Below are 23,395 nucleotides of genomic sequence, written 5' to 3' on the forward strand. Positions count from 1 at the left end.
TTTGCCGTTTATTAGAAAAACTCTTATACGAAATTAAAACATTGCCCTTTCCTCAGTGGTATTCTGAAAATGCCTGAAGGAACGGGCAATTTTTATGAAAGGGGAATGGAAAAATGGGAAACTGTGATTGCCCGTTGCGCTGTATGCAAAGACGCAGACTGCGTAGGAAAGTGTTTGCTCTTTTTGTCTGGCAGCTAACGCCGGAGGGGCTTATCAGGAATAGCAGGAGGTAAAATATTGAAAAAAAACATAATACGACATAGCTTTACAGCCCTGGGTTTGGCAATCCTGCTTATGGGTGCAACAGCCTGCGGAAAGCAGGCCGATACCGAAGAGAACGATACATCCTACGTTGCCGCTTACTTTGCTGTCCCTGATGCAGTAACAGGTATTTCAAGGCTTCTGATAAAAGATGATACAGCTTATATATGCTGTATAGAGGAAAACGGTGCCTCTTATCTGGCATCTATGGCAGCAGACGGCGGGGATTTTCAAAAGCAGCCGATAGAAGTGGATGACTCCGTCTCGCTTCTTGACTTTGCATTTGATTCAACAGGCAATATATGGACGATTTGCACAGATCATGCAGGCAGTTATCGTCTTAACAAATTTGATGAAAGCGGGAAGGCCGTACAATCCGTTGCTTTGACGGAGATACTGGAGCCTTCTGCCATTTCCGGGGCCGTCCGAAATTTGTTTCTGAGTATAGATGCAGAGGGAAATATCTGCATAGCAGAAAAAAGCGGAAGTACATCAGCATATCTGTTTGACAGCAGCGGACAGTTTTTGTTTTCTCTTCATAACGAGGGAAATCTTTTGACTACAATAACGACAGCAGAAGGACAGATTGGCGTTTGCGTAGGACGGATGGATTATAATCTGCTCACTGTGGATATGAAAAGCAGGGACTGGAATAAGGACACGATTAATCTGGGAACAACAGCGGGGCTGTACGGAGGGACCGACAGTAATTTTTATCGTTTTGATTCCTCCAGTCTGTATCGCTATTCTGCAGGGGTACAGGAAGGCAAGCATGTTTTCAACTGGTCAGATATGGGACTTGGCACATCGGATATTCATTTGGGTGAGCTTTCCGATGGACGCTTGATGGTCTTAGCGGCTTCCCCCGATCAGACGGGGACATTTTCGTATGAGATGGCAGTCCTCTCTCAGGGGGAGGATGAACGCACCGTCCTCAGTATGGTGAGTTTATCGGCAGGTCCGGGGGTCGTTCAGGCCGTTTCTGACTTTAATAAAACAAACAGTAAGTATAAAGTTGAACTGACGGAATATTTTCCGTATGAGCAAAACGTGTCCGATGAAGAATGGAACAACGCTGTTATAAACCTTAACACACGGATTATTTCAGGCGATATGCCGGACATTTTGGATATGAGTGATTTATCGGTTCCGGTTTATCACAAGAAAGGGCTGCTGGAAGATCTTTATCCGTATATGGAGAAGGATCCGGACATCCATATGGACGATTATTTTGAAAATGTTTTTCAAGCGATAAGCATTGACGGGAAATTGCCTTATATTACGGACGGGGCGGGGATATCGACAATGTTGGCTGATGCAGACATCATAAGCGGCAGTACCGGATGGACGCTTCCGAATCTGGAGGAGGTCCTGAACACTTACGGGGCAGATTCCATAAGCAATCTGTCAGGTGCATTTTTTCTCAAAGTCATGCTTCGGGCGGACGACAGCTTTGTGGACTGGACTTCAGGAAAATGTTCTTTTGATTCCCCTGCGTTCATAAAATTGCTGGAATTAGCCGGAGAAATCCAGAATAAAAGCCAAAACAGCGCCGGCGAAGAGTTAAGTGACACCTATGCGGCGGCTTATCAGGCGGTACTCAGTATTTACCATATTACCCAATATAGAGACTATTATCATGGGAATTTGGAAGTGCTCGGTCTTCCAGGCGGCAGCGGCGGGTACCAAGCGCTCATACCCGAAGTAAGGATAGGAATATCTTCGGCCAGTCAGAAGAAAGAGGGGGCATGGGAATTTGTCAGGACATTACTGTCAGAGGAACACCAGAAGTCATGCACTATGCTTCCTATCCATAAGGGGGCCTTTGAAACGGTAATGCAGGCTGCAATTGACGGAAAATCCACATGGAAATGGCTTTATGAAAAGGGAAAGGCAACAAAAGAGGATGCAGAGCTTACAAAAATGCTTTTAAGCAGCGCAGATTATGTGGCGAATGGCAACCAGATTCTGGAAAATCTGGTATTAACCGAAGCGCAGGAATATTTTTCAGGAGCAAGCAGCGCGCAGGAAGCGGCCGAAAAAATGCAAAACCGCGTCACTCTTTATATCAATGAACAAATGTGAAAATAGGAAAGATAGAAAGGACTTAGAACGATGAAGAAATTTGTTATGAAAAAAAATGTGATTGGACTTTGTGCAATTATTTGTGCCGGAGGGCTTTTATTTACCGGATGTGCAGGTACAGAAGTAAAAACAGGTACAGAGGTAAAAACAGGTACAGAGGTGAAAACAGATGCAGAGGTGAAAACAGATGCAGAAAAAAGGGAAGTATCCAATACTCAAGACAGTAATGCTGCAAATCATCCAGCTGCGGCGGATGAGAAGAAGGAAGATACATTTGTTGATGGGAATGATTTGATGAATTCTGCCGACTTGTATGGTCCGGCCAGCGGGTGTACGGATACAGGCTGCACGATTAATCCCGATTCTTTTGCATCTGTAGATGATGATGGTTCTGTTTCTTCCAGGGGAGAGGGCAGCACAAATGTTGTTTATACAGAAGAAACCGTATTTCAAAAGGGAACGATAAAATCGGATGGGAGCAGCTATTCTCTTGAGGACAGCGATAAAGATAAGCCGAAGGATAATGATTATATATTATGCTTCGGGAAACAGCAGGAAGATGGTACTTATCTGGCAGACAGAATCATTGTAATTACATTTAATTATAATTAACCTGATAGGAGACAGTACAGTTATGCGCTTATCTATCAAAGAAAAAATGAATAGGATTATTGCACAGCAAAAAGCCATGCTCGCTTCCGGTGAGAAATACAGACCTCTCATAGAAAATCGAGTGCAGCGCATAGCTGTACGTCTTATGGTTATTTTTTTTACAGTGGTTTTTATCTGTACAATGATATCACATGTTTCCCATTCCATTACGACTGCCAGTGTATCTGTTACTGCCATGACAAGCGGAGCACTGACGAAGAGAGCCGAAGCGGAGGGAACGATTCAGGCGGCAGCGGACAAAAGGATTCCTCTGCCGGAGGGGCTGAAAGTGGTGGAAGTCAATGCAGAAAAGGGGAGCCGTGTAAATGAGGGGGAGGCGCTGCTTGCATTTGATATTCCTTCCCTGGAAGAGCAGCTGAAAAAATTGGAATATGAAATCCATATCCTTACTCTAAAAATTCAACTTTCTGAAAGCGGGAGCGGAAATGATGTGATTACGGCACAGCATGCTCTTGAGGATGCCCAAAAGGCGTATGAGCGTTTAGCTGCTAAATATAATCGGACGGACGCAAGATGGAAGGAAGATTATACAAAACGGGAAGAGGAGCTTACAGATGCTGAGAACAAAGAGGACAGAACAATTGCTGTAACAAGGCAGGAGCTGATTGAGAGAGCGGAAGCAGTTGTTAAGGAAGCAGAAGAAAATCTGGAAAATGTGAAAGAAGCAGCAGAGAGTGCAATCTATGCAGCAGAGAAGGAGCTTGACGATGCCTCGGAAACTCTGGATGCCTCAAAGAACGCTTATCAGCAGGCATTGGAGAGATACAAGCAGGCGGAGAGTGATCTTAATGATGCACAGCAGACAGTCAGTGACATTGAGAATGAGATTGCAGGACAGGACCCTGATGACAGCAACGATTATACAGAAGCGTTAAATGAAGCAAAAAAAGTTCTTTCCATGGCCCAGGAGGCATTTGAAAGGGCCAAAAAAGATCTTTCTGAAGCAGAATATAAAACGTCATCCTATGATAGTGCCTCTGAAAACCTGAATGCCGTTAAGGAACGCTGGAAAAATAAAACGGACAGAGCAGCAGCCGCTCTTAATGATGCAAAAGCTGTGCTTACAGAAGCGGAACAACGTACTGATTTTTCAAACGAAGCTGCAGTCATCGAAGCGCAGGAAGCTATTGAGGCTGCGAAGGGGGCATTGAACAATTCCCAACGCGAATTTGAGGATAATCAATATCTGGGAGAGGAAGAACTTTATACGGCACAAAGAGCGATTGAAGCAGCACAAATCGCACTGGAAAATGCACAGAGGCAGGCGGCAGTGTCACAGAAAGAGGGCGAAATCACAAGACTTACCTGCGAGTTTGAATTGGCGGAAAAAGAAAAATTACGGAATATGCTGCAGGATATTTTAGACAACAAAGGGTATTTTCCTTCCCCGGCCTCCGGAACGGTATTAAGTACTATGGAAAAAGGCTCTAAAACGGAAGCAGATGAGGGGATGGTCATACTTTCCTGTGATGACAGAGGTTTTATTTTTGAAGGAGTCCTTGATATAGAGTCTGCACAGCACTTTTCAGCAGGAGACAAGGGAGAACTTCATTACATACTGGATGGAAGTACACAAAAGGCGGAGGCGGAAATTCAATCGATCCGTACATCTGATGAAGAAAATACAGTTATCGTAACTGCAATTCTGCCCGAGGGGAGTTATCCTGCCGGCGTACCTGCGCAAATTTCCCTGAACAAAAAAAGCGGGAATTATGACAGCTGTCTGCCCATTACAGCGCTTAGAAGCGATTCCGGCGGTGATCATGTTTTTGTGCTGCGCAAACAAAATTCAGTGATGGGAACGGAGTGGGTCACTTCAAGGATCGATATTACAATTAAGGACAGAGACAGCCAGATGATGAGCATTGAGAGTATGCTTACCTATTCGGATCAGGTAATAACAGGATCGGATAAGACGATATCGGAAGGGGACAGGGTTCGCATTGAAAACTAACAAGATTGTTCATAACCGGGCACTGGTGACATCCGCATTGCTGGCAGTTTTCTTTTGGTGTACCGCATGCTCTTACTATAATACGGCTGTAAGCCTTTGTTCAAGTGTGGGCATTAAGTGGGAAAACGGCGGTGTCAGTCCAATCGCCCTCAGCAGGCAGCAGGCCTGCGCAAAGCAGGATGGTGCATCGGAACAACCGGAAGTTACCTTGTGGCAGACACATTCGGATCAGGAGGTTAGGAACGAACATAAGAAAAGCATGACTGCGGATACCGTTGTTGTTTTTGGAGATTGCAGAGATATTACTTCAGCAATCATGCTTCAGGGTGCTTTTCCGGCCAGAACAGACTGGTCAGGGTGTGCGGTTAGTTCAGGTCTGGCATTCTCTCTTTGGGGAAGCGTTGATGTTTGCGGACTGCCGATAGAGATGGAAGGCGGAATGTTTTATGTCCGCGGCGTATTTGAGGAGGAAGAACCACGATTATATCATCAGGCACGGAATGAGTCGAAAGAACTCCTTTCTAATATGCAGCTGACATTTTCCGGGACGGGAACCCGGGAAAAGGCAGAGAGATATCTTGTGACTGCAGATTTCCCGGGTGGGATGATTCTGGAGCAGCCGCTGCTGGAATGGGCACTTACCATGCTGTTCAGGCTTCCGGCCGTTGTCCTTTTCGTTGGTATCGTTGTCCGTATCCTAAGGCGCGGAAAGAAGCTTTGGCATTATCCGGTATTGTTTCTTTTATATCTGCCCTCTGTTCTCGTTTTGTCTGCAGGATTATTTATTTGTATGGATCTGCCGGAAATTCCTGCCGGATTCATTCCCACGAGGTGGTCCGACTTTGCTTTTTGGAGTAATCTTGCTGCGGGGTATCGGAAGAATCTGTTCGCATGGATGTCGGTATCCTCCAACTTTCGGGATGCAAAGCTTGTGTTTGCCGCGTTTCTGACAGTGCTGCTTTCCATAGGCGCTTCTGTTTTTATCGCAATAGCGGCACATTTGGGATCGATACATACGTTCAGACGTATGATTCTGGGATGTGGGGGGTATACGCTGCTGCTTTGCCTTTTGTCCCTCCTTATGGCACCGAACCGCAATATGACATTTTGTAAAGCCATGTATCTGATGCCCTGCTTGTGGCTTTGTGCAGATTTTATGTTTTACCGGCAGGAGAAGAGGCTTACCTTTGTTCCTGATGAAAGGAAGGATTCAGATGATAAGAAAATTGCAGCACAGATGGAAAGCCAGGAAAAAACGGGATGATTTTGTGCCCCTGAGAGAACGTATCGTGCCATGGTTGTTTTTGGCACCTAGCCTGCTTTTTGTAAACATCATGGTATGGATTCCCCTTCTGGATGTCCTGCGGCGGTCATTTTTTGAGGCTGCCAGTGACCGGTTTGTGGGTTTTCAAAATTACCTGGCGGTATTTGGCAATAAGGCGTTTCAGCTTGCAGCAGGAAATACGGTAAAATTTGTTATGATATGTATCCCGCTTTTGCTGTTTATCTCTCTGGCAGTTTCCCTGCTGCTGACCGCTTTTAGGGAAAGGCTCGGTATTTTTAAAACATCGTTTCTTGTACCTATGGCAATCCCTGTGGCCTCAATCGTCCTTTTGTGGCGTGTGGTCTTTCATAAAAACGGGCTTCTCAATGCCTTTTGTGAGCTTATGGGTATGGCACCGGTTGATTGGATGGAAAGTAAAGCCGCTTTTGGGGTACTGGTTTTTGCTTATCTGTGGAAAAACTTCGGGTATGATATGGTACTGTGGCTTTCAGGACTCGGTGCCATCAATCCGGCGTTATATGAGGCGGCACAGATGGATGGCGCAGGAAGCGTCCGGCGATTTGTTAAGATTACATTTCCCAATCTTGTGCCTGTGTTATTTACGATTACCGTGCTGTCAATGCTGAATTCCTTTAAGGTGTTCAGGGAGGCTTATTTAATTGCCGGAAGCTATCCGGATGACAGTATTTATATGCTCCAGCATCTGTTCAATAACTGGTACAGCAATCTGGATGTGGATAAAATGTGTGCGGGAGCCGTAATGATGGCGCTTTTTGTGTTCCTTTTAATTTTAATGCTTGAGAAAATGATGAACCGGGGTAATAATACATGAAAAAATGGCTGATTGGGTTTGTTCTTATTTTTATCGCCCTCTTTGTCTGGATGCCTCTTTGGATGCTCTTATCCGGCACTTTTATGGGAAGTGCGGAACTTTCTGAAAATCTTGCTCCGGTCCTGGAAGGAGGCGAAGGGAATGCTGTATGGCCTGTGATTGCGCAGTATCCGACTTTACAGGCCTATGTGGAGCTGCTGCTGGACACGCCGCAGTTTTTTACGGTATTCTGGAATTCCTGCAGGCAGGTTATACCTATTGTACTTGGGCATGTCTTTTTAGGTGCTCCTGCAGCATGGGCTTTTGCGAAATTTCAATTCCGGGGGAAAAAGATACTCTATACCTTATATATTGTCCTGATGTTGATGCCTTTTCAGGTAACCATGGTTTCCAGTTATCTGGTACTGAATAAATTGAAACTAATCGACACGGTCTGGGCCGTCATTCTGCCGGGCGCAGCATCTACCTTTCCCGTTTTCATCATGACCCGTTTTTTTATGGCGATACCGGAGGAGGTTATGGAGGCGGCAGCTGTGGACGGCGCTTCCCCTCTTCAGATATTTTTGCGGTTTGGCATTCCGTTAGGTGCATCGGGGATTCTTTCGGCAGTGGTATTGGGTTTTTTGGAATACTGGAATGCAATGGAAGCGCCGCAGGCATTTTTAAAAAACCAGGAGCTTTGGCCGCTTTCTCTGTATATGGCAAATATCACTGCCGACAATGCAGGAGTATCGCTGATTGCATCACTGCTTACTCTGATGCCTCCTCTTTTGATTTTTCTGTTCGGACAAACGTATCTCGAACAGGGAATTATATCTTCCGGAATGAAGGATTGAGGGAACGGTTAACGCAGAACGGAACGGTTACGGATTGAAATGGAAAAGGAACAATTATGGTAAAAGAAGTTTTGGCAGGAGAACTGCAAATGCAAAAAGTAAATAAATGGTATCCGGGCAATGTTCACGCTGTTATCGATATGAATATGGAGATAAAGCAGGGGGAATTTATTGTTTTTGTCGGCCCTTCCGGATGCGGAAAAACAACATTGCTGCGCATGATCGCAGGTCTTGAGAGTATTACGGATGGAGAGATGATTATGGGTGGCAGAGTCATGAACAAGATCCCTCCAAAGAACCGGGATATTGCCATGGTATTCCAGAACTATGCTCTTTATCCCAATATGAAAGTAAAAGATAACATTGCGTTTCCCCTTAAAATGCGGCATACCGGAAAACAGGAAACCAAAAGCATGGTGGCGGAGGTCGCGCAAAAGCTGGAGTTGGATACTTTACTGGAAAGGAAACCGGGTGCTCTTTCCGGAGGGCAGCGTCAGCGAGTGGCCCTGGCACGTTCTATGGTAAGAAAACCGAAGCTTTTTCTTATGGATGAACCGTTGGCAAATCTGGATGCCAGGCTTCGGACAGAAATGCGCAGAGAAATCATAACCCTGCAGCGGGAACTGGGTGTTACAACGATTTATGTTACCCATGACCAGACAGAGGCGATGACGATGGGAACACGTATCGCTGTCATAAATGAAGGGGTCCTTCAGCAGTTTGGCACGCCGCAGGAGGTATACAGGAATCCCTCCAATTTATTCGTTGCAGGATTTATTGGCTCTCCCAATATGAACCTGTGGAATACGGAGCTTGTTACAGAACAGGGGCATTGCTTTCTTACCCTGGGAGCGGCAAGGATTCCTGTGGATAAAAGGAAGCTGCCTTCAGATTCTGAACAAGGCGGAATAACGGCGGGCATCCGTCCGGAGCACATAAAGCCTGCCGCCCCGGAGGATCCTGGTGCAATACGGATGGAAATCCATATTGTGGAAAATACCGGACGGGAAGTGGCGGTTTTTCTAACTGCTCCCGGAATGGCAAGACTTACCATGGTAACGGGGGCTGATTTTCCCGGCCGGCCTGGCCAGCCGATATATGTCCGTCTGCTGTCTGAAAAAATTCATCTGTTCCATAGGGAAACAGGACGGGCATTCTGAAGAGGGGAAGAGGCCTTCCTTTCTCCATTTCATCCCCCTCTTCTCAATCCTCGTCAGGAAGCACATTCTGTTTCAGGCTGTGATAAGCCATTGCGATATAAAGCAGGTAAATAGATAAAAACAGGCCAAGAGTGATTCCCAGAATACCCAGAAGCTGCCCCGGCCCGGTAACGACACCCGGATCAAAGGCACTTCCGAGAGCCAGGATAAAAGGGATGCCGATTAGCAGCGGCGGTAAAGCTGGCATGGTATAAAAAAGGATAAACTGCCTGCGCAGGGTCTGTTTCATCTCCTCCCGATCCATTCCCAGCTTGTGCAGCAGTGCAAACTGCCGCCGGTAACGTGCCGTCTCACTGAGCTGCTGGATGGTCAGGATGGTGGCGGACACCATGGTGAGCACCAACGCCAGATAAAAGAGCGGAAAGACCGTGATAGCGTAGGATGAGGCGTTTTCATTTTCCACCGCTGTTTTACAGAAAATCGTATCGTAGCCATCGATACCTTCGTCTTTTACATCCCGTAAGTCACTTATCCGGGTATAGTCCTCCATACGCATGGGTTCCGCCGTCATTGCGGCATATACGCTGTGGCTGACCGGAAGGGATGCGGCGGCGTCATCGGGAATAACAAGAATAAAACCCCGGCCGTTGCCGTCCCACAAAGACTGGGTGAAATTTTCCGTGCGGATGCCTCCCGGGAGCAGAGTCCGGCCGCCGATGGTAAGCGGTTCCGTGTAGCTTTCCATGCTTTTTTCCAGATAGGCCATGCAGTGAATCAGATATCGGCCCGGCTCCAGGGTTACCGGGGAATAGCCCAGCATAGCCCGCAGCGCGCGGTAATCGCTTTCTTTCATCAGCGTGTCGTAACCGAAGGACTCCCAATAACGTTCGTTTGCTATGACATAATTGGTTACCTGCATGGTTTCACCCCGGTAAATATTATATTGCCGGGATTCCCGGATCGGCACATGGGAGTCAATATAGGCAAGGTAGTCGTCAAAACGGTTCTCGTCCCTTCCGGTAGAAGCAATATACAGATCAAAGCTGGTAGTCTGTTCATTCCTGCTCTGAAGCAGGGTATGAAACAGCATCCCGGTACCTTCCGAGATGAGGGTTGCAGTAAAAAGCAGGGCGATTGTCGCCATTACCACGCCCATTGTGGCCAGCTTGGCAGACAGCGTGCGGAAAATAAGCAGCACATGCCCGCTGTATTTTTTTTCCGGCCGCTTGTCAAAGTATGCGGGGACACCGGAGGAAAAGCTGATAAAAAAGCCGTATAAAAACATAATGAGGAAGGCGGCTCCCAGAATACCCAGCGCCAGATTACGCAGGATCAGCAGAATCGTTCCGGCCAGGCCGAAAAGAAGGGAGAAAATAAAGATTTTCCGCCGGATCCGGCTTTTTTTAATCACCTCTTCTTCGTTTTGGTGATCAAAGTAAATCAGGTCGTGGATTTTCATGGTGCGGATACGCTGTCTGCTGCGCAGGAGGGCAAACAGATAGACCATGGAAAAATAAATAACAGTCAGTCCCACAGCCTGGAAGGAAAAAGAAAAGCGGAAGGTATAGGGGGCCCGGAACAGTGCCAGCAGAACCGCCCGCAGAGCCTGGAAAAGAAGGTTCCCCAGAAGCGTTCCCAATACCAGTGCAATTCCGCCTACGATGAGGTTTTCCATAAAAAACATTCTGGCTACCTGTCTGTTTTCCAGGCCGGTCAGAATATAGGTGCCCAGTTCCCGGCCGCGCCGTACCAGCATGAAGCTGATGGTATACTGCACCAGCCAGCCGATAATACAGACGACCACGATGCTGGTCAGCACAATCACCAGGGGCATACTTTCCATCATGCTTGACAGCGTGCGGATTTCCTCAGAAAATACCAGGCCGTTAAACGCGTAAATCAGGGCGGCAGCCATGACGATGGTGACAAAATAAACCAGGTAATCACGGGCCTGCCGTTTGGCGTTGCGCAGGGAGAGTTTAGATAACGTCACTGATATCACCTCCCAGCAAAGCAAGGACATCCAGAATCTCGTGATAAAAGACCGTCCGTGTCCGCCCGGCCCGGATCAGCTCATTGAACAGCCGTCCGTCCTTTAAAAACAGTACCCTGGAGGCGTAGCTTGCGCTGTAGGCATCGTGGGTGACCATAAGGATGGTGGCGTTCATATCCCGGTTCATCCGTGTCATGATTTCCAAAAGGTTTTTGGAGGATTTGGAGTCCAGGGCGCCGGTAGGTTCGTCGGCAAGAATCAGAGATTGCCCCGCTACCATGGCACGGGCGCAGGCGGCCCGCTGCTTTTGCCCGCCGGAAACCTGATAGGGGAATTTCCCGAGGGAATCTTCGATTCCCAGCTTCCCGGCCACATCGGATACCATTTTCCGGACTGTTTGGGAATCCGCGTGGTTGATGGTGAGGGCAAGGCCGATGTTTTCTTCCAGGGTCAGGGTATCAAGAAGGTTAAAATCCTGAAACACAAAACCCAGCCGTTCCCTGCGGAAGCGGGCCAGTTCATTGGGGGGGATTTCCGTAATATTCACCCCGTCCAGCAGGATGCTGCCGGCGCTTGCGGTATCAATGGTGGAGATACAGTTGAGCAGGGTGGTCTTTCCGCTGCCCGAAGCGCCCATTATGGCAATGAATTCCCCGTCCTCCACCTCAAAGCTGATCCGGTCCAGCGCCTTTGTCACATTGTTTCTGCTTCCATAATATTTTTCTATGTTTTCTATGTGCAGCATATGTTGTCTCCCTTCGTTACAGCTATCTTTGCCTAAGGATACCTCAAACGAAGGCCTGGCGGTATCGAATTCCTATTACTTTTTCTTACATTTTTGTAAGCTTGTTACGGTCCATGGCCTCTCTGGAAGGAAACGTAAGGGTTACGCAGGTGCCGCGCCCCTCCTCGGAGGCAAGCTGCAGATCAATTTCCATAAAGCCGGCCAGCCGGCGGCCAAGATACAGCCCCATACCGGTGGAGCCGCCGCGGGAACGGCCGTTGCTTCCGGTAAATCCCCGCTCAAAAACCCGGGGCAGTTCATGGGAGGGGATGCCGATCCCGTTGTCGCGGACGGCCAGCTGTATCTGCCGGCCGAGCTGTCTGGCGGACAAGGTGATGACGGGAGTCTCGCTGCGGTAGCGGATCGCATTCTGCAGAAGCTGCCCTAAAATGAAGCATACCCATTTCCCGTCGGTATACACGGTATGTGCCAGGTTATCAGTCTCAATACGCATACCGCTCTGAATAAGAAGCGTCTGGTGATGCGCTATCGCCTGATCAACGATTTCAGAAAGCGCTGTCTGGCAGATTAAAAAATCGTTTTCCGGACTTTCCGCCCGGGCATAGAAGAGCACCCGTTCCGCATGGTTGTCGATCTCGGCAAGCTCCCGGGCGAGCCGGGAACGGATTTGGGGATCGGCGCCCCGGCAGATGAGCTGGGCGGCTGTGATGGGGGTTTTGATTTCATGGACCCAGCTTTCGATATATTCCCGGTAATCCCGCTGGGCGGACCGGGCATCCGATACGGCTTCTATCATGGCTTTTCCTGAACGGCGCATCAGCTGGAAAAATCTGCGTTCGTATGCATTCCGGGGCTTCGGCACACATTCACAGAAGAGATATTTTTGGTCCAGACCGTTCATGACAGCTTCCAATTCTTCCAGATGGGAGCGGCATTTCAGATAATCCGATACCTGCAGGAGGAAAAACAGCAGGCCCCAGGTGATAAGCAGAATCGCCAGTATACCCGGCTGCGTTCCTGTTACCCGCAGAAAAAAAGCCATGACGGCCATGGACACCAGCAGGAAAAGAAAGCGCCCCAGCCGGTCGGACAGAAATTCCCTTATCTTCATATCTGATACCCCATTCCGCGCCGGGTTTTAATGTAGCCGGGAAAGCCCAGTTCCTCCAGCTTTGTCCGGAGCCTTGTCATGTTGACGCTCAGTGTGTTGTCATCAATGTAAATCTGGCTGTTCCACAGGGTTTCTATCAAATCGCTGCGGGAAATGATCTCTCCGGGATGGGTCATGAGATGCGCCAGGATTTTGATTTCATTTCGTGTCAGCTCCGCTGTCCTCCCCCCGGAGGAAACCACGCCTTTTGCCAGATGGAGGCTGAGTCCGTTCGCGGTGAGCACATCAGGCTCCTGCAACCCGCCGCTCCGGCGCAGAACGGCTTTGATATGGGCCAGAAGGACAGGTATGTTGTACGGTTTTGTGATATAATCATCACCGCCCAGGCTCAGGGCGCGCAGCTCGTCCATGGCAGTGCTGCGGCTTGTGACGAAGATAACCGGCACGGCGGTTTTGCTGCGGATATCCGCACACAGGGAGAAACCGTCCCGTCCGGGCAGCCCGAGGTCAAGGAGAACCAGATCGGGAGTATTGCCCGCGATCTGTTCCGGTATTCCGGTAAAATCCTGGATCACAATTGTCCGGTAGCCTTCATTATTCAGCAGGAATGCCAGTTCCTCCCGTACATCCGGTTCATCTTCTATAATCATGATTTTCTGCATAAAACACCGCCTTTGTTTTCTTTGCCTGTAACGATTCCGTACCTCCACCGTTACCTTTGCTTTTCATATTAGCACAGGCGGCTGACGGGATCAATGCAGGGATACGGCAGGTCAGCGACTTTGGGCAATTTCTATTAAGACATACCGTCACCGGACGTGCTACAATAAGAATAAAAATAAAAAGGAAAGAGGCAATTAGCTATGAGTAAGGATTCACTTGTTACAAGTGTGCTGCGCTACATCAGAGATCACCTCCATGAAGAACTGACACTGGAAAAAATGGCAGAAGAACTCAATTACTCCAGATTCTATATGGCCAGGACGTTTGCGGAACGCACCGGCTGTACTCTATATCAATATATCCGGGGACGGCGGCTTACCTTAGCCGCAGAAAAACTGGTAAATACGGCCGGGCCTATCGTGGAAATCGCGTATGAAGCCGGTTATGGTTCCCAGCAGGCGTTTACGCTGGCTTTTCATAAGATGTATGGGTGTACGCCCCAGGAGTACCGGATACAGGGGGTTTTTGTCCCGAAGCAGGCGGAAATATCCCTGTGCGGCGGTTTCCGTGCCGGCAGCAGTACAATAGACAGCAGGAGGATGGCGGCATGAGCATGACAGTACCTTATGTGGTAGAAAAAACGGGGAATGGGGAAAGAAGCTATGATATCTTTTCAAGGCTTTTATCCGACCGTATCATTTTTCTGGGAAGGGAAGTGGATGACGTTTCCGCAGAACTGATTGTGGCACAGATGTTATTCCTGGAAGCGCAGGACCCGGAGAAAGACATCCAGCTGTATATCAACAGCCCCGGCGGATCCGTCACGGCCGGCTTTGCGATTTATGATACCATGCAATATATCTCCTGTGATGTATCCACAGTCTGTGTGGGGATAGCGGCCAGCTTCGGCGCCTTTCTTCTGGCAGGCGGCACAAAGGGAAAACGGATGGCTCTGCCCCATGCGGAAATCATGATCCATCAGACGGCGGTGAGAGGAAACGGCATACAGGGACAGGCCAGTGATATCCGCATCCTGTCGGATCACATACAGCGTTCCAATCAGAAGCTGAACCGGATTCTGGCTGAAAATACGGGAAAAACAGTGGAAGAAATCGAAGCGGATACGGATCGGGATCATTATATGACCGCAGAGGAGGCGCTGCAATATGGGCTGATCGATGAGATTTTTGAGGGAAGGAAGCAACATAGGAAAAACTTCTGACAGCGGCGGTAAAAAGGCCGGAGACAGCAAAAAGGGAGGAAACCGCACGGCGGTTTCCTCCCTTTGATCAGGATTCCTTCACAAGAATATCGGTTATTTCCGCAATGTAAAGCAGATGATACCCGCCGCCGGTTCCGTCCGCGTGGTTTTCACCGCCATACCATTTCTCCGTAAATACGTGATCCCCAAGGAAATCCTCCTCCTTCAGAGGGGTGACGCAGAGCTTCCTGCATAGAAGGGCCATGCGGCATTCCTCATAATAAGGGACTTCTCCGGCATGGGCCACGGTAAGCCCGGCTTCCTTTACTTTATCCTGGTCACGGCCGGATACGGTGCCGCAGTATCCCAGCATCTTCCGGAAGCTATTGTCAAACACGGTGAGAGAAAATACATCGGAGGAATCCAGGAATTCCCTGGTAAAACGCTCCGGGCGCACTGCGCACATCACCACCGGTTTCTGCCACAGTATCCCTGCTGTAGCCCATGCCACCGTCATGGGATTGACACGTCCTTCCTTTTCGGCGGACATGAGAAACCAGTCTTTACTGATTAAGGTAAATATATTTTCTGTCAGATCGGCAGGTTTGATAGAATGAAATGTCATGATTCAGACTCCTTTATTCAATGGTATACTTTCCGGTTCTGTAACGTTTCTGTGCCTTTACAGCGATCCTGTATCCAGGTATTCCAGCAACGCTTCCCGTGTGAGTCCTTCAATTCCCAGATCCCGGAGGGAATGCCCTTTTTCCCAGCAGTCGTAGCCCAGAAGGGCGGAACCGATAGTGATCATGGAATCAATAACCGGCACGGACACGCCCATGGCCCGGGCCAGTTTTGCCCAGGGAGCCAGGCCGTAAGGGATATCCTCTGCGTAATAGCGGTTTTTAGTGTCGGCAGGTCCTTTGATTTTGGCAAAATTAGGATCGCTGGCGATGGCTTCTCCGATATCATCCGTTACAACCGAGCCGCCCACGCCGTGGGCGACGATGTCACTTGCGTAGCCAAAGCTGTCCAGCAGGGCGATACGTTCTTTATCAATGGCTTCCGTAGTGCGGGCAACGCAGGGGGTAAAGCCCTCCGTATAGAAATAGAACTCCCCTTTTGCATATTCAATACGCCCTGCGTTCAGGATACAGCCCGGAACATGAATAATGGGATTCAGACTGGAAAGCCCGCAGGCGATTACGCTTTCCACCGCTTCCAGGGAAGGGTAGAAGGGACGGAGCTTCTCCACGGTTTCCCGGGTTTTGCAGGCAGGCATCACGCCGATTTTCAGGGGATTGAACAGGCTCATGATCAAAGTGTTTCCGGGGCCCTGCAGACGGGTGGCGTAGGGCAGGGTATTCGTTTCCGCCACCACCACGTCTTCTATACCTCTTTTTCTGAATTCCTTCCAGAAAATAAGGCTGTCGAAGGTCCCGGGCAGCACAACCACCGTCTGGCCGGGCTTTACCAGTTCTGCGAGCTGTACGGCGTAAACGTCATGGGCGAAGGCGGGAACCGCCACAAAAATAAACGCAACGTCAGCAACGGCTTCGCGCAGATCGGTAGTCACCATATCGATTCGTACGGTGGCGTTCCCGGCAGCCCCTGCCATGGTGATTTCATGGGTTTCAAAGACCTTGCGGAGATTTCCGGCGAAACGTGCATCCTCATACATATGTACGCAGAAGCCGCGGTTGGTCAGATCCGCCGCCGCCGCATGTCCCCCGTTTCCTCCTCCTAATACAGCAACTTTTATAGCCATATACACACATCCTTTCCTGTAACTGTAACTGCTGTTTTTTACTGTATTCATTGTAACGCTTGCATCCGGTAAATGTATCATATAAAATGGCTATCAGGATATATAAAAAGAATATGACTGCTAAAGGCATTTGTTCTTTCTGTGCAGGGAGGCAGAAATGAATCTTCAACAATTAAAATATGTACTGGCTATCTATAAAGAAGGCTCTATCACCAAAGCATCTCATGCATTGTTCTGCGCGCAGCCGAATGTGAGCAGCGCCCTGAAGAGCCTGGAAAGCGAACTCCATATACGGATATTTGACCGCACGCCCAACGGTGTGGAGCTTACCCCGCAGGGAGAAGCCTTTATTTCCTATGCGGCCAATATCATGGCGCAGGTGGAGATGCTGGAGACTATCGGCAGGGAACCGGAGGAACTTCCCGCATCCCTTGGGATATCCGTTTCCCGGGCCTCCTACTGTACACAGGCGCTTTCTCTGTGGATGAATCGGGAAATCCGCCCGGAACAGCCGCTTTCCCTGCATTTTTGTGAAACCAATACCGAGAAGGTAATCGATCAGGTGTTCCGGGCGGAAAGCGATTTGGGCGTTATCCGTATCCCTGCATTTTATGAAAGCTATTACGGGCAGCTTCTGGCTAATAAAAACCTGTGTTATACTGAGCTGATGCGTTTTCAAATGCTGTTGGTCATGCGCCGGGATCATCCGCTGGCGGAAGAGGCGGATATTACGCCCGATAGGCTCAGACCCTATACGGAGGTGGTACACGGCGATCACCGCAACCCTTCCATGACCATGGCCCGTATCGATCCGCTTTTGCATGAAACGCCGTCACGCAGGATCTATGTCTATGACAGAGGCAGCCAGATCGACCTTCTTAAAACACTGCCGGGAGCCTATATGTGGGCGTCGCCTATTCCGGAGGATATCCTGGAGGAGGCGGGGATGCTTGTCCGTTCCAGTTCCATGGCCAGGGTCTATAACCTGGATTTGCTCATACGCAGGAAAAACAGCCCCGAAACGCCTCTGGCAAAAAGCTTTGCCGCATATTTGAAGGAATATGCCGACAAACTCGCCAAAGGGCGGGAACGCATGACCTCCCGGTAATGTGTTCCCGCCCTTTTTTTCAGATAGATGACCCTTCTCCTAAGCCGGAGGAAAGCGCATAAGCTGTTCCAGCGATTCGGCCGGCATGGGCCGGTAATAGTAAAAGCCCTGGGCCAGGCAGCATCCCATCCGCAGAAGCTCCCGCGCCTGCTCCTGGGTTTCCACACCCTCGCAGATGACGGACATTCCAAGCGCCCTGACCATATTCACCAGATTCTCGATTACGATCTGCTCCCGCTTGCCCTGAAGCCCGTCGCCCACAAAGCTGCGATCCAGCTTGAGAACATCGGCCCGGAGCCGCTGAAGCTGGCCGAGAGAGGAATACCCGGAACCGAAATCGTCGATGGCGATTTGAAAGCCCAGCCGCTTCAGCTGCGTTAGAACAGGGGCAATGCTGTCGGGCACGCTGGCTATGGCGCTTTCTGTGATCTCCACCTCCAGCAGCGCGCGGGGAACCTGATATTGATCCGCAATCGCCGCGATCTGCTCCGCAAAACCCGGACGGCCGAAATGCAGACGGGAAAAATTGCAGGAGACGGCGGATACGGGCAGCTCCCGATCCAGCCAGCTGCGGATGGTCCGGCATACGGATTCAAATAAGAAAAGATCAACCTGGACGATAAGCCCCTTTTTCTCAAAAAAAGGGATAAAAGAGCCGGGCATCAGCAGGCCGTGTTCGGGATGGTTCCACCGGACAAGGGCTTCGCTGCCGATGATAGCTCCGGTTTCCATGTTCACCTTCGGCTGGTAATAGGCTACAAATTCCCGCTGCTCCAGCGCTGCGGACAGGCGGCCCTCCAGCTCCTGGTCGAGCAGGGCCTTCTGCCTCATTTTTTCATCGTATAATACAATCCCTCCGGCAGTTGCATCCTTGGCGCTGTGTCTGGCGTAATTTGCCAGATCCAGCATCTGCTGGAGATCGTGGTTCTCGTCGGCCTCCACCCGGTAAGCGCCGAAGGACAGTCCGATTTCATAGGGAATCACGCCTTTTTCCCTGCGCCACTGGTTCAGCCTGTTTCCGAGCTGGTTCAGGCGGGATGCCAGTTTATCCCAGTCCCCGCATTCCAGAAGCAGTACAAAATTGTCCGCCGATAGACGGGCGCAGCATTCCCGGCTGTCCATGGACTGCTGCAGAAGCAGCCCGAAAGCGCGGAGGACGCGATCTCCCTCTTCAAAGCCGAAATTATCGTTGATCAGCTTGAAACGGTCGATATCACAATAGAGAACCGCATAAGGCGTTTCCCCCTTTTCCCGGAGCAGTTCACCGGAACGGATATAAAAGCGGTTCAGGTTATTAAGCCCTGTCAGCTCATCTTTGAAAAGCAGATTCTGAATCCGCCGGTTTTTCCTGGAATTTGTAAACAGGTTAATACACAATAGAAGGATAACGCTTCCCAGCACGGCGGTCACCAGCCCTGTCACCAGCCAGATATGCTGCCGGACGAAGGCGTCCACGCTGATCGGCCTGGAAATCGTGGAATTCCTGGTCAGCAAATCATCCACCTGTTCACTGGCCATATACTGGATATATTTATCCAATATGGTAAAAAGGCGGGAATCGGCGGATTTGGATACCCCGATGCACAGATCACTGGGATACTGGGTCAGGGTGGTGGCATTGAGCTTATCGTATCCGGGATCGCTGAGTAAATAATTGGCGGCATGGGTATTGGTGTAGGTGGCCTGGGCCTTGCCTTCCAGCACAGCGTCAAAGCACTCCTCCAGCGATGAAAAATAGAGGACCGTGCATGTCGGATTATTCCGGGCAACCCGTTCGGATAACTGGTAGCCCTCCGGCAGAGCCAGCGTTTTCACGACCCCTCCGTCACTGCCGGTGATTAACACGCCGGGCGCATTCAGGTAATACAGAGTGGTGTTCATTTGATTCCGTTCGTCCCAGAGATAATCCCCGTCAACCACGCTGAGTACATCGGTATCGCCCCGCTTCAGCGCTTCCAGCGATTCCGCCGCGGTGCGGGCTTCAAAGGTAAAGACAAGTCCGCTTCCCTGGGAAATCAGGCTGAAAATATCAGCCGCCACCCCGCCGAAGCTTCCGTCAGGCCTGCGGTAAGCCAGCGGTGCGAAGGAAGGATCATAGGAGACCCGGATCGGCTCCGCCGTGCGGATATATTCCCGTTCTTCCTTGGTAAGCACAGGCTTCTGATTGGCGCTGGGAGCCAGATATTTATCATACAGATCCATCTGGTAGCCGGGATTGCGCAGAAGGATATCGTTAATGGCCCGGTTTATCCGGGCGAGCAGCTCCGGTTTCTTCCTGGAAACGGCGATATACAGCGGGTTGGGGGCAAACTGGGCCACACTGCGGAAGATGCTGCCGCGGCCCAGATGGGTGATAGCCACGCCGTCCAGCTCCCCTTCCTCCAGCGCTGTGAGCAGCGCGTCGGTTTCGTCATAATCCACGATATCCAGCTCTACGTCATGCTCCCCGCAGTAACGCTTAAAGTTTTCCCCGTCCTCGCCGCCGCGGATGATTCCTACCCGCATTCCCTGAAACGCGTCAAAATCTTCATAATCATAACGGGTATCATCCATTCGCACATTCAGAGTGGTGTAGATATTACACATGGGCTGATCCGTAAAAAACATCTGATCCATACGTTCCTCTGTCCGGTAAACCGAAGGAAGAATGTCGATTTCACCATCAATTAAAAGCTGAAGCGCATTCTGCCAGCTCTGTGTATCAACCACTTCATAGCGCAGGCCGCTCAGCTTGGAAATTTCCTGGAGAAATTCAAAATTATAGCCCTCGTATTCCCCCTGGGCATTGTAATACATATAATCGCCGTCTTCATAGTAGCCCACACGGACAGGCGGCGTTTCTTCCGCTGAAACAGGCAAAGGCAGCGGACAAAGCAGAAGCAGGATAAAAAAAGAAAATGCCCGGATAAGGGCCTTTGTTGCAGGTGACATGCTATTGATTCTCCCAATATGGCGGCGTTCTGTTCCCTCAGACTCTGTATCCATAATAACACTGCGGTGAAAGTAAAGCAACGCAAAACCTTTTCGGAGATGTTTTATATACAGGCTGTTGGTAACAGTTCAGACAAGTCTGAACTGTTACCGCTGTTGTCCCTTCCCGGCCGTTTGACGGCATGAGGGTGTTCCGGGAGGATTTGATTGCGGCCGGGAGGGACAGGGGGTATAATGCAGAAAGAAACTGTTTTATGCCCTTTGGTATCGGGCCGGAAATGATAGAGGGGATTTGCCGGAATGGATGATAAAAAAGAACAGGACACCACCGATGTGCAAAAGGAAACGTCTGTGGAGAAGAGGAAAACGAATCGGGCGGGCAGGATAACAGGTACAGTGTTGCTGGTTTTTGCAGGGGCAGTGCTGGGGAGCGGGGCTGTGCTTTACCGGAAAGTGGTGCTTCCGAGGGGGCTGAGCTGGCTGTTTCCGTGGATGGAGCCGGCGGTCATTGCGGGCGTGCTTCTGGCGGCGGCGCTGCTTCTGGTATTATGGCTGCCGGTTGGGAAAAAAGCGAAGGGGCTTCTGGCAGGCTGCGGGCTTCTGACTGCGGTGCTGGCGGTAGTCTGCGTTACGCTGCTCCTCCCGGAAACGGTCAGCGTACGGAAATCCCCGGATGAAAAGAATACCCTTGTGATAGTGGAAGACAGGGAGAACCATACGCTGGCTGTTGCCCGGATATATTATGGATTTTGGAAACGGGAGAAGGATATGCTGCCGTTTCAGAGGCTGGAAGCGCTGAAATACCAGTGGCTGGAGAATGATGTCTGTGCAGTAACCGGGAGGGATGGGGACGGAGTTCTTCATCAGTATCTGGCAACTTATGGAGAGCGGGGAGATGGGATTTCCTATAGGGATCCTCTGGCTGCCATGAGCGGCAGCTGGGAAGCGGAAGTTGACGGCGGGAAATGGCGTCTGCAAATAGGCGGTATGGCGCAGCTGGAAACGCCGGAGGGCCTGCAGACTTTTGACAGCAGCGACTGCGAACGATATGGGACTATTGCTGTGACCCTCGGGAAAGGAACCGGTGTACAGTGGAGTCTGGTTATGAATCAGGACTGCCGGCTGAATGACGGAAGAATCGCACAGGGAGGGACTCTGACCCTTTGTGCGGCAGATATGGGGGAAACGAAGCCTGTTATATTTAGCAGTACGGATGAACGGGAAGCATGGAACGGAAGTGAGAGCGCTTCGGAAGGGGAAAGAGAGAACGAAATCTGGGTAAAGCTGAAGCAGTATCTTTGGGGAAACAGCCGGGAAAAACAGAATACGGAAGAAGCCATTGTTAAAGAAATGTATTTCCTGGCGGAAAACAATCCATCCGGAGAAGGGTATGCCCCGAAGCAGGACGGGATCTTTTTTGTGGCGGCAGCGGACACGGAGGAATGCTGGAATGTACGGAATATCCTGAAGGAGTTTACAAAGACTTACCGGGTAAACGGGTATGATTGTGCGGTTCAGATGAATTCTATACAGTGTCTGGCAGGCTATCAGGAGGACGGCATGTATGAGGTGCATACCACAGAATTTATCGCCGCCCCGGGGATTGCCGGCCAGGTGGCGGAGGGAAGCCGGGTGGAAATGAAATATACGTTCCGGATGGTGAAAACTGCGCTGGGATACTATGTGTACCGTACCTTCGGAACAGACGATGTCTGGGGGCCGGAGGGGGAGCCTGGGGAAATATATGTATTGTCGGATAACAAAGAATATTCGTATTTCCTGAGCGGGGAATATGATACGGCGGACCGATACGGATTTGCCAAAGCGCCGGAGGAAGGGATGCGGGAGCTGTACAAGGAAATGCTGGAGGGACGGTATCCGGCTGCTGTGGAAACCACCTATGAGGAGTCCCCTGCCATGCGGCTGGACGGCCAGGCATCTCTGTATCTGCTGTATGACGGAATCACGGAGGATTGTCTGCATTACCGTTACCGCATGGTGCAGTCACAGACGCCGGAACTGCAGCCGGACAGCAGGCTGCAGACAAAGGAAGTCTATCAGGCCGTCATCAAGAGAGGAATGACCGGCATTGCTGCAGTGGGGGAAACGGCGGAGAACGCACAGACGGCGGAACTCCCATTAAACAGCGGCGGGGATACATCGGATCCGGGGAAAAGGCGAAGCGGGCCGAGAGAAGGGGAAGTACGCTGGGACAGCTATAACGGGGATTTCGCCAGGGAAATGGTGCTTAAGGAGCAGGGGATCACCTTCCGTATGGTGGTGCTGGATGCAGCACTGGGAAGCCGGTTTTACGGGCTGGCGAAAAGCTATGACGGCGGGAAAACCTGGTATAAGGTGGGAACGGATCCTTTTAATTCCCAGACGGGAATGGATATTGATTTTACCTTTTTGGATGAGGACTTTGGCTTTGCCGCCCTTGCGCACAACGGAGGCGACAGCGCACAGCTGTATGTGACGGAGGACGGGGGATTTTCCTACAGCCCGGCGGACATGGAAGAGAAGCTGGTGACCCTGGAAGGGGGAGGGACCTTCGCCCCCTATGATTATCCCCGCATGCCCTATTGGGAAAACGGCGTTCTCTATGTACTCTGCGGCCAGGGAGCCGACGGCGATTATGACGGAGGGGATGCATGGGCGCTGGCAAGATACCGGTCGGAGGATCGGGGGAAAAGCTTTCAGTTTGATGAAATGGTACCTGGGACAGGGAAGTCGTAAGAGAATTCTCTATGCATAACCAGCCGCCCGTCAGATACAGCCGGAAAGCCCTTA

Annotated in this window: 18 protein-coding genes; 11 read left to right on the forward strand and 7 right to left on the reverse strand. The window is 50.3% G+C overall.

Annotated features, from left to right (window positions below; genetic code table 11):
* Positions 1 to 294: 294 nt before the first annotated feature.
* From DXA36_RS15665 to DXA36_RS15695, 7 genes are read left to right on the forward strand one after another with little or no spacing between them, the layout of a single operon-like run.
* Positions 295 to 2,346 (forward strand): extracellular solute-binding protein, encoded by a 2,052-nt coding sequence (locus DXA36_RS15665; protein ID WP_118680494.1) that lies wholly within the window; start codon positions 295 to 297, stop codon positions 2,344 to 2,346.
* Between the two features lie 30 nt (positions 2,347 to 2,376).
* Complete coding sequence (locus tag DXA36_RS15670) at positions 2,377 to 2,958, forward strand: hypothetical protein (protein WP_118680455.1); 582 nt, start codon at positions 2,377 to 2,379, stop codon at positions 2,956 to 2,958.
* Positions 2,959 to 2,980: 22 nt separating this feature from the next.
* The gene (locus DXA36_RS15675) at positions 2,981 to 4,972 is read left to right on the forward strand and encodes a hypothetical protein (protein WP_118680456.1); all 1,992 of its coding nucleotides are present in this window, start codon (positions 2,981 to 2,983) and stop codon (positions 4,970 to 4,972) included.
* Positions 4,962 to 6,236 (forward strand): hypothetical protein, encoded by a 1,275-nt coding sequence (locus DXA36_RS15680; RefSeq protein WP_118680457.1) that lies wholly within the window; start codon positions 4,962 to 4,964, stop codon positions 6,234 to 6,236. Before DXA36_RS15675 ends, DXA36_RS15680 begins: the two co-directional genes overlap by 11 nt.
* Positions 6,187 to 7,089 (forward strand): carbohydrate ABC transporter permease, encoded by a 903-nt coding sequence (locus tag DXA36_RS15685; protein ID WP_118680458.1) that lies wholly within the window; start codon positions 6,187 to 6,189, stop codon positions 7,087 to 7,089. The genes DXA36_RS15680 and DXA36_RS15685 overlap by 50 nt, the downstream gene beginning before the upstream one ends.
* A complete protein-coding gene (locus DXA36_RS15690) occupies positions 7,086 to 7,925 on the forward strand; it encodes a carbohydrate ABC transporter permease (protein WP_118680459.1) in 840 nt (279 codons plus the stop codon). Before DXA36_RS15685 ends, DXA36_RS15690 begins: the two co-directional genes overlap by 4 nt.
* A 56-nt stretch (positions 7,926 to 7,981) precedes the next feature.
* Positions 7,982 to 9,085 carry an ABC transporter ATP-binding protein gene (locus tag DXA36_RS15695; RefSeq protein ID WP_118680460.1) on the forward strand — a complete coding sequence of 368 codons (1,104 nt, stop codon included), beginning with the start codon at positions 7,982 to 7,984 and terminating at the stop codon, positions 9,083 to 9,085.
* A 43-nt stretch (positions 9,086 to 9,128) separates the two neighbouring features.
* Here DXA36_RS15695 and DXA36_RS15700 read toward each other — a convergent pair whose 3' ends face one another.
* From DXA36_RS15700 to DXA36_RS15715, 4 genes are all read right to left on the reverse strand, one after another.
* A complete protein-coding gene (locus tag DXA36_RS15700; protein WP_118680461.1) occupies positions 9,129 to 11,078 on the reverse strand; it encodes an ABC transporter permease in 1,950 nt (649 codons plus the stop codon).
* Entirely contained in the window at positions 11,065 to 11,823 is a 759-nt protein-coding gene (locus DXA36_RS15705; RefSeq protein ID WP_118680462.1) for an ABC transporter ATP-binding protein, read from the reverse strand. The genes DXA36_RS15700 and DXA36_RS15705 overlap by 14 nt, the downstream gene beginning before the upstream one ends.
* A gap of 85 nt (positions 11,824 to 11,908) precedes the next feature.
* Complete coding sequence (locus DXA36_RS15710; RefSeq protein ID WP_118680463.1) at positions 11,909 to 12,934, reverse strand: sensor histidine kinase; 1,026 nt, start codon at positions 12,932 to 12,934, stop codon at positions 11,909 to 11,911.
* A complete protein-coding gene (locus DXA36_RS15715; protein ID WP_118680464.1) occupies positions 12,931 to 13,596 on the reverse strand; it encodes a response regulator transcription factor in 666 nt (221 codons plus the stop codon). Before DXA36_RS15715 ends, DXA36_RS15710 begins: the two co-directional genes overlap by 4 nt.
* A gap of 201 nt (positions 13,597 to 13,797) precedes the next feature.
* On the opposite strand from DXA36_RS15715, the gene DXA36_RS15720 reads away from it, so the two are divergent.
* Positions 13,798 to 14,208, forward strand: coding sequence for a helix-turn-helix transcriptional regulator (locus DXA36_RS15720; protein WP_118680465.1), 411 nt, complete (start codon positions 13,798 to 13,800; stop codon positions 14,206 to 14,208).
* A complete protein-coding gene (locus DXA36_RS15725; RefSeq protein ID WP_118680466.1) occupies positions 14,205 to 14,819 on the forward strand; it encodes an ATP-dependent Clp protease proteolytic subunit in 615 nt (204 codons plus the stop codon). The genes DXA36_RS15720 and DXA36_RS15725 overlap by 4 nt, the downstream gene beginning before the upstream one ends.
* 67 nt (positions 14,820 to 14,886) lie before the next feature.
* On the opposite strand, the gene DXA36_RS15730 is transcribed toward DXA36_RS15725, so the two are convergent.
* Both DXA36_RS15730 and DXA36_RS15735 read right to left on the reverse strand, forming a co-directional pair.
* Positions 14,887 to 15,423, reverse strand: a complete 537-nt coding sequence (locus DXA36_RS15730) for a flavin reductase family protein (RefSeq protein ID WP_118680467.1) — start codon at positions 15,421 to 15,423, stop codon at positions 14,887 to 14,889.
* Positions 15,424 to 15,480: 57 nt separating this feature from the next.
* Entirely contained in the window at positions 15,481 to 16,566 is a 1,086-nt protein-coding gene (locus DXA36_RS15735; RefSeq protein WP_118680495.1) for an NAD/NADP octopine/nopaline dehydrogenase family protein, read from the reverse strand.
* 157 nt (positions 16,567 to 16,723) lie between these two features.
* On the opposite strand from DXA36_RS15735, the gene DXA36_RS15740 reads away from it, so the two are divergent.
* The gene (locus DXA36_RS15740; RefSeq protein WP_118680468.1) at positions 16,724 to 17,674 is read left to right on the forward strand and encodes a LysR family transcriptional regulator; all 951 of its coding nucleotides are present in this window, start codon (positions 16,724 to 16,726) and stop codon (positions 17,672 to 17,674) included.
* 39 nt (positions 17,675 to 17,713) lie between these two features.
* Here the strand turns inward: DXA36_RS15740 and DXA36_RS15745 are convergent, their stop codons facing one another.
* The gene (locus DXA36_RS15745) at positions 17,714 to 20,605 is read right to left on the reverse strand and encodes an EAL domain-containing protein (RefSeq protein ID WP_118680469.1); all 2,892 of its coding nucleotides are present in this window, start codon (positions 20,603 to 20,605) and stop codon (positions 17,714 to 17,716) included.
* Positions 20,606 to 20,905: 300 nt separating this feature from the next.
* Between DXA36_RS15745 and DXA36_RS15750 the strand changes: the two genes are divergently transcribed.
* On the forward strand, positions 20,906 to 23,341 hold the full coding sequence (locus tag DXA36_RS15750; RefSeq protein ID WP_118680470.1) for a WD40/YVTN/BNR-like repeat-containing protein: 2,436 nt from the start codon (positions 20,906 to 20,908) through the stop codon (positions 23,339 to 23,341).
* Positions 23,342 to 23,395 lie beyond the last annotated feature (54 nt).

This window comes from Eisenbergiella sp. OF01-20, assembly GCF_003478085.1.
Lineage (GTDB): Bacteria > Bacillota > Clostridia > Lachnospirales > Lachnospiraceae > Eisenbergiella.

Coding starts and splice junctions, on each gene's coding strand:
- DXA36_RS15665 (WP_118680494.1), top strand. CDS start 295: ATGGGTGCAACAGCCTGCGGAAAGCAGGCCGATACCGAAGAGAACGAT.
- DXA36_RS15670 (WP_118680455.1), top strand. CDS start 2,377: ATGAAGAAATTTGTTATGAAAAAAAATGTGATTGGACTTTGTGCAATT.
- DXA36_RS15675 (WP_118680456.1), top strand. CDS start 2,981: ATGCGCTTATCTATCAAAGAAAAAATGAATAGGATTATTGCACAGCAA.
- DXA36_RS15685 (WP_118680458.1), top strand. CDS start 6,187: ATGATAAGAAAATTGCAGCACAGATGGAAAGCCAGGAAAAAACGGGAT.
- DXA36_RS15690 (WP_118680459.1), top strand. CDS start 7,086: ATGAAAAAATGGCTGATTGGGTTTGTTCTTATTTTTATCGCCCTCTTT.
- DXA36_RS15695 (WP_118680460.1), top strand. CDS start 7,982: ATGGTAAAAGAAGTTTTGGCAGGAGAACTGCAAATGCAAAAAGTAAAT.
- DXA36_RS15705 (WP_118680462.1), bottom strand. CDS start 11,823: ATGCTGCACATAGAAAACATAGAAAAATATTATGGAAGCAGAAACAAT.
- DXA36_RS15710 (WP_118680463.1), bottom strand. CDS start 12,934: ATGAAGATAAGGGAATTTCTGTCCGACCGGCTGGGGCGCTTTCTTTTC.
- DXA36_RS15715 (WP_118680464.1), bottom strand. CDS start 13,596: ATGCAGAAAATCATGATTATAGAAGATGAACCGGATGTACGGGAGGAA.
- DXA36_RS15720 (WP_118680465.1), top strand. CDS start 13,798: ATGAGTAAGGATTCACTTGTTACAAGTGTGCTGCGCTACATCAGAGAT.
- DXA36_RS15725 (WP_118680466.1), top strand. CDS start 14,205: ATGAGCATGACAGTACCTTATGTGGTAGAAAAAACGGGGAATGGGGAA.
- DXA36_RS15730 (WP_118680467.1), bottom strand. CDS start 15,423: ATGACATTTCATTCTATCAAACCTGCCGATCTGACAGAAAATATATTT.
- DXA36_RS15735 (WP_118680495.1), bottom strand. CDS start 16,566: ATGGCTATAAAAGTTGCTGTATTAGGAGGAGGAAACGGGGGACATGCG.
- DXA36_RS15740 (WP_118680468.1), top strand. CDS start 16,724: ATGAATCTTCAACAATTAAAATATGTACTGGCTATCTATAAAGAAGGC.
- DXA36_RS15745 (WP_118680469.1), bottom strand. CDS start 20,605: ATGTCACCTGCAACAAAGGCCCTTATCCGGGCATTTTCTTTTTTTATC.
- DXA36_RS15750 (WP_118680470.1), top strand. CDS start 20,906: ATGGATGATAAAAAAGAACAGGACACCACCGATGTGCAAAAGGAAACG.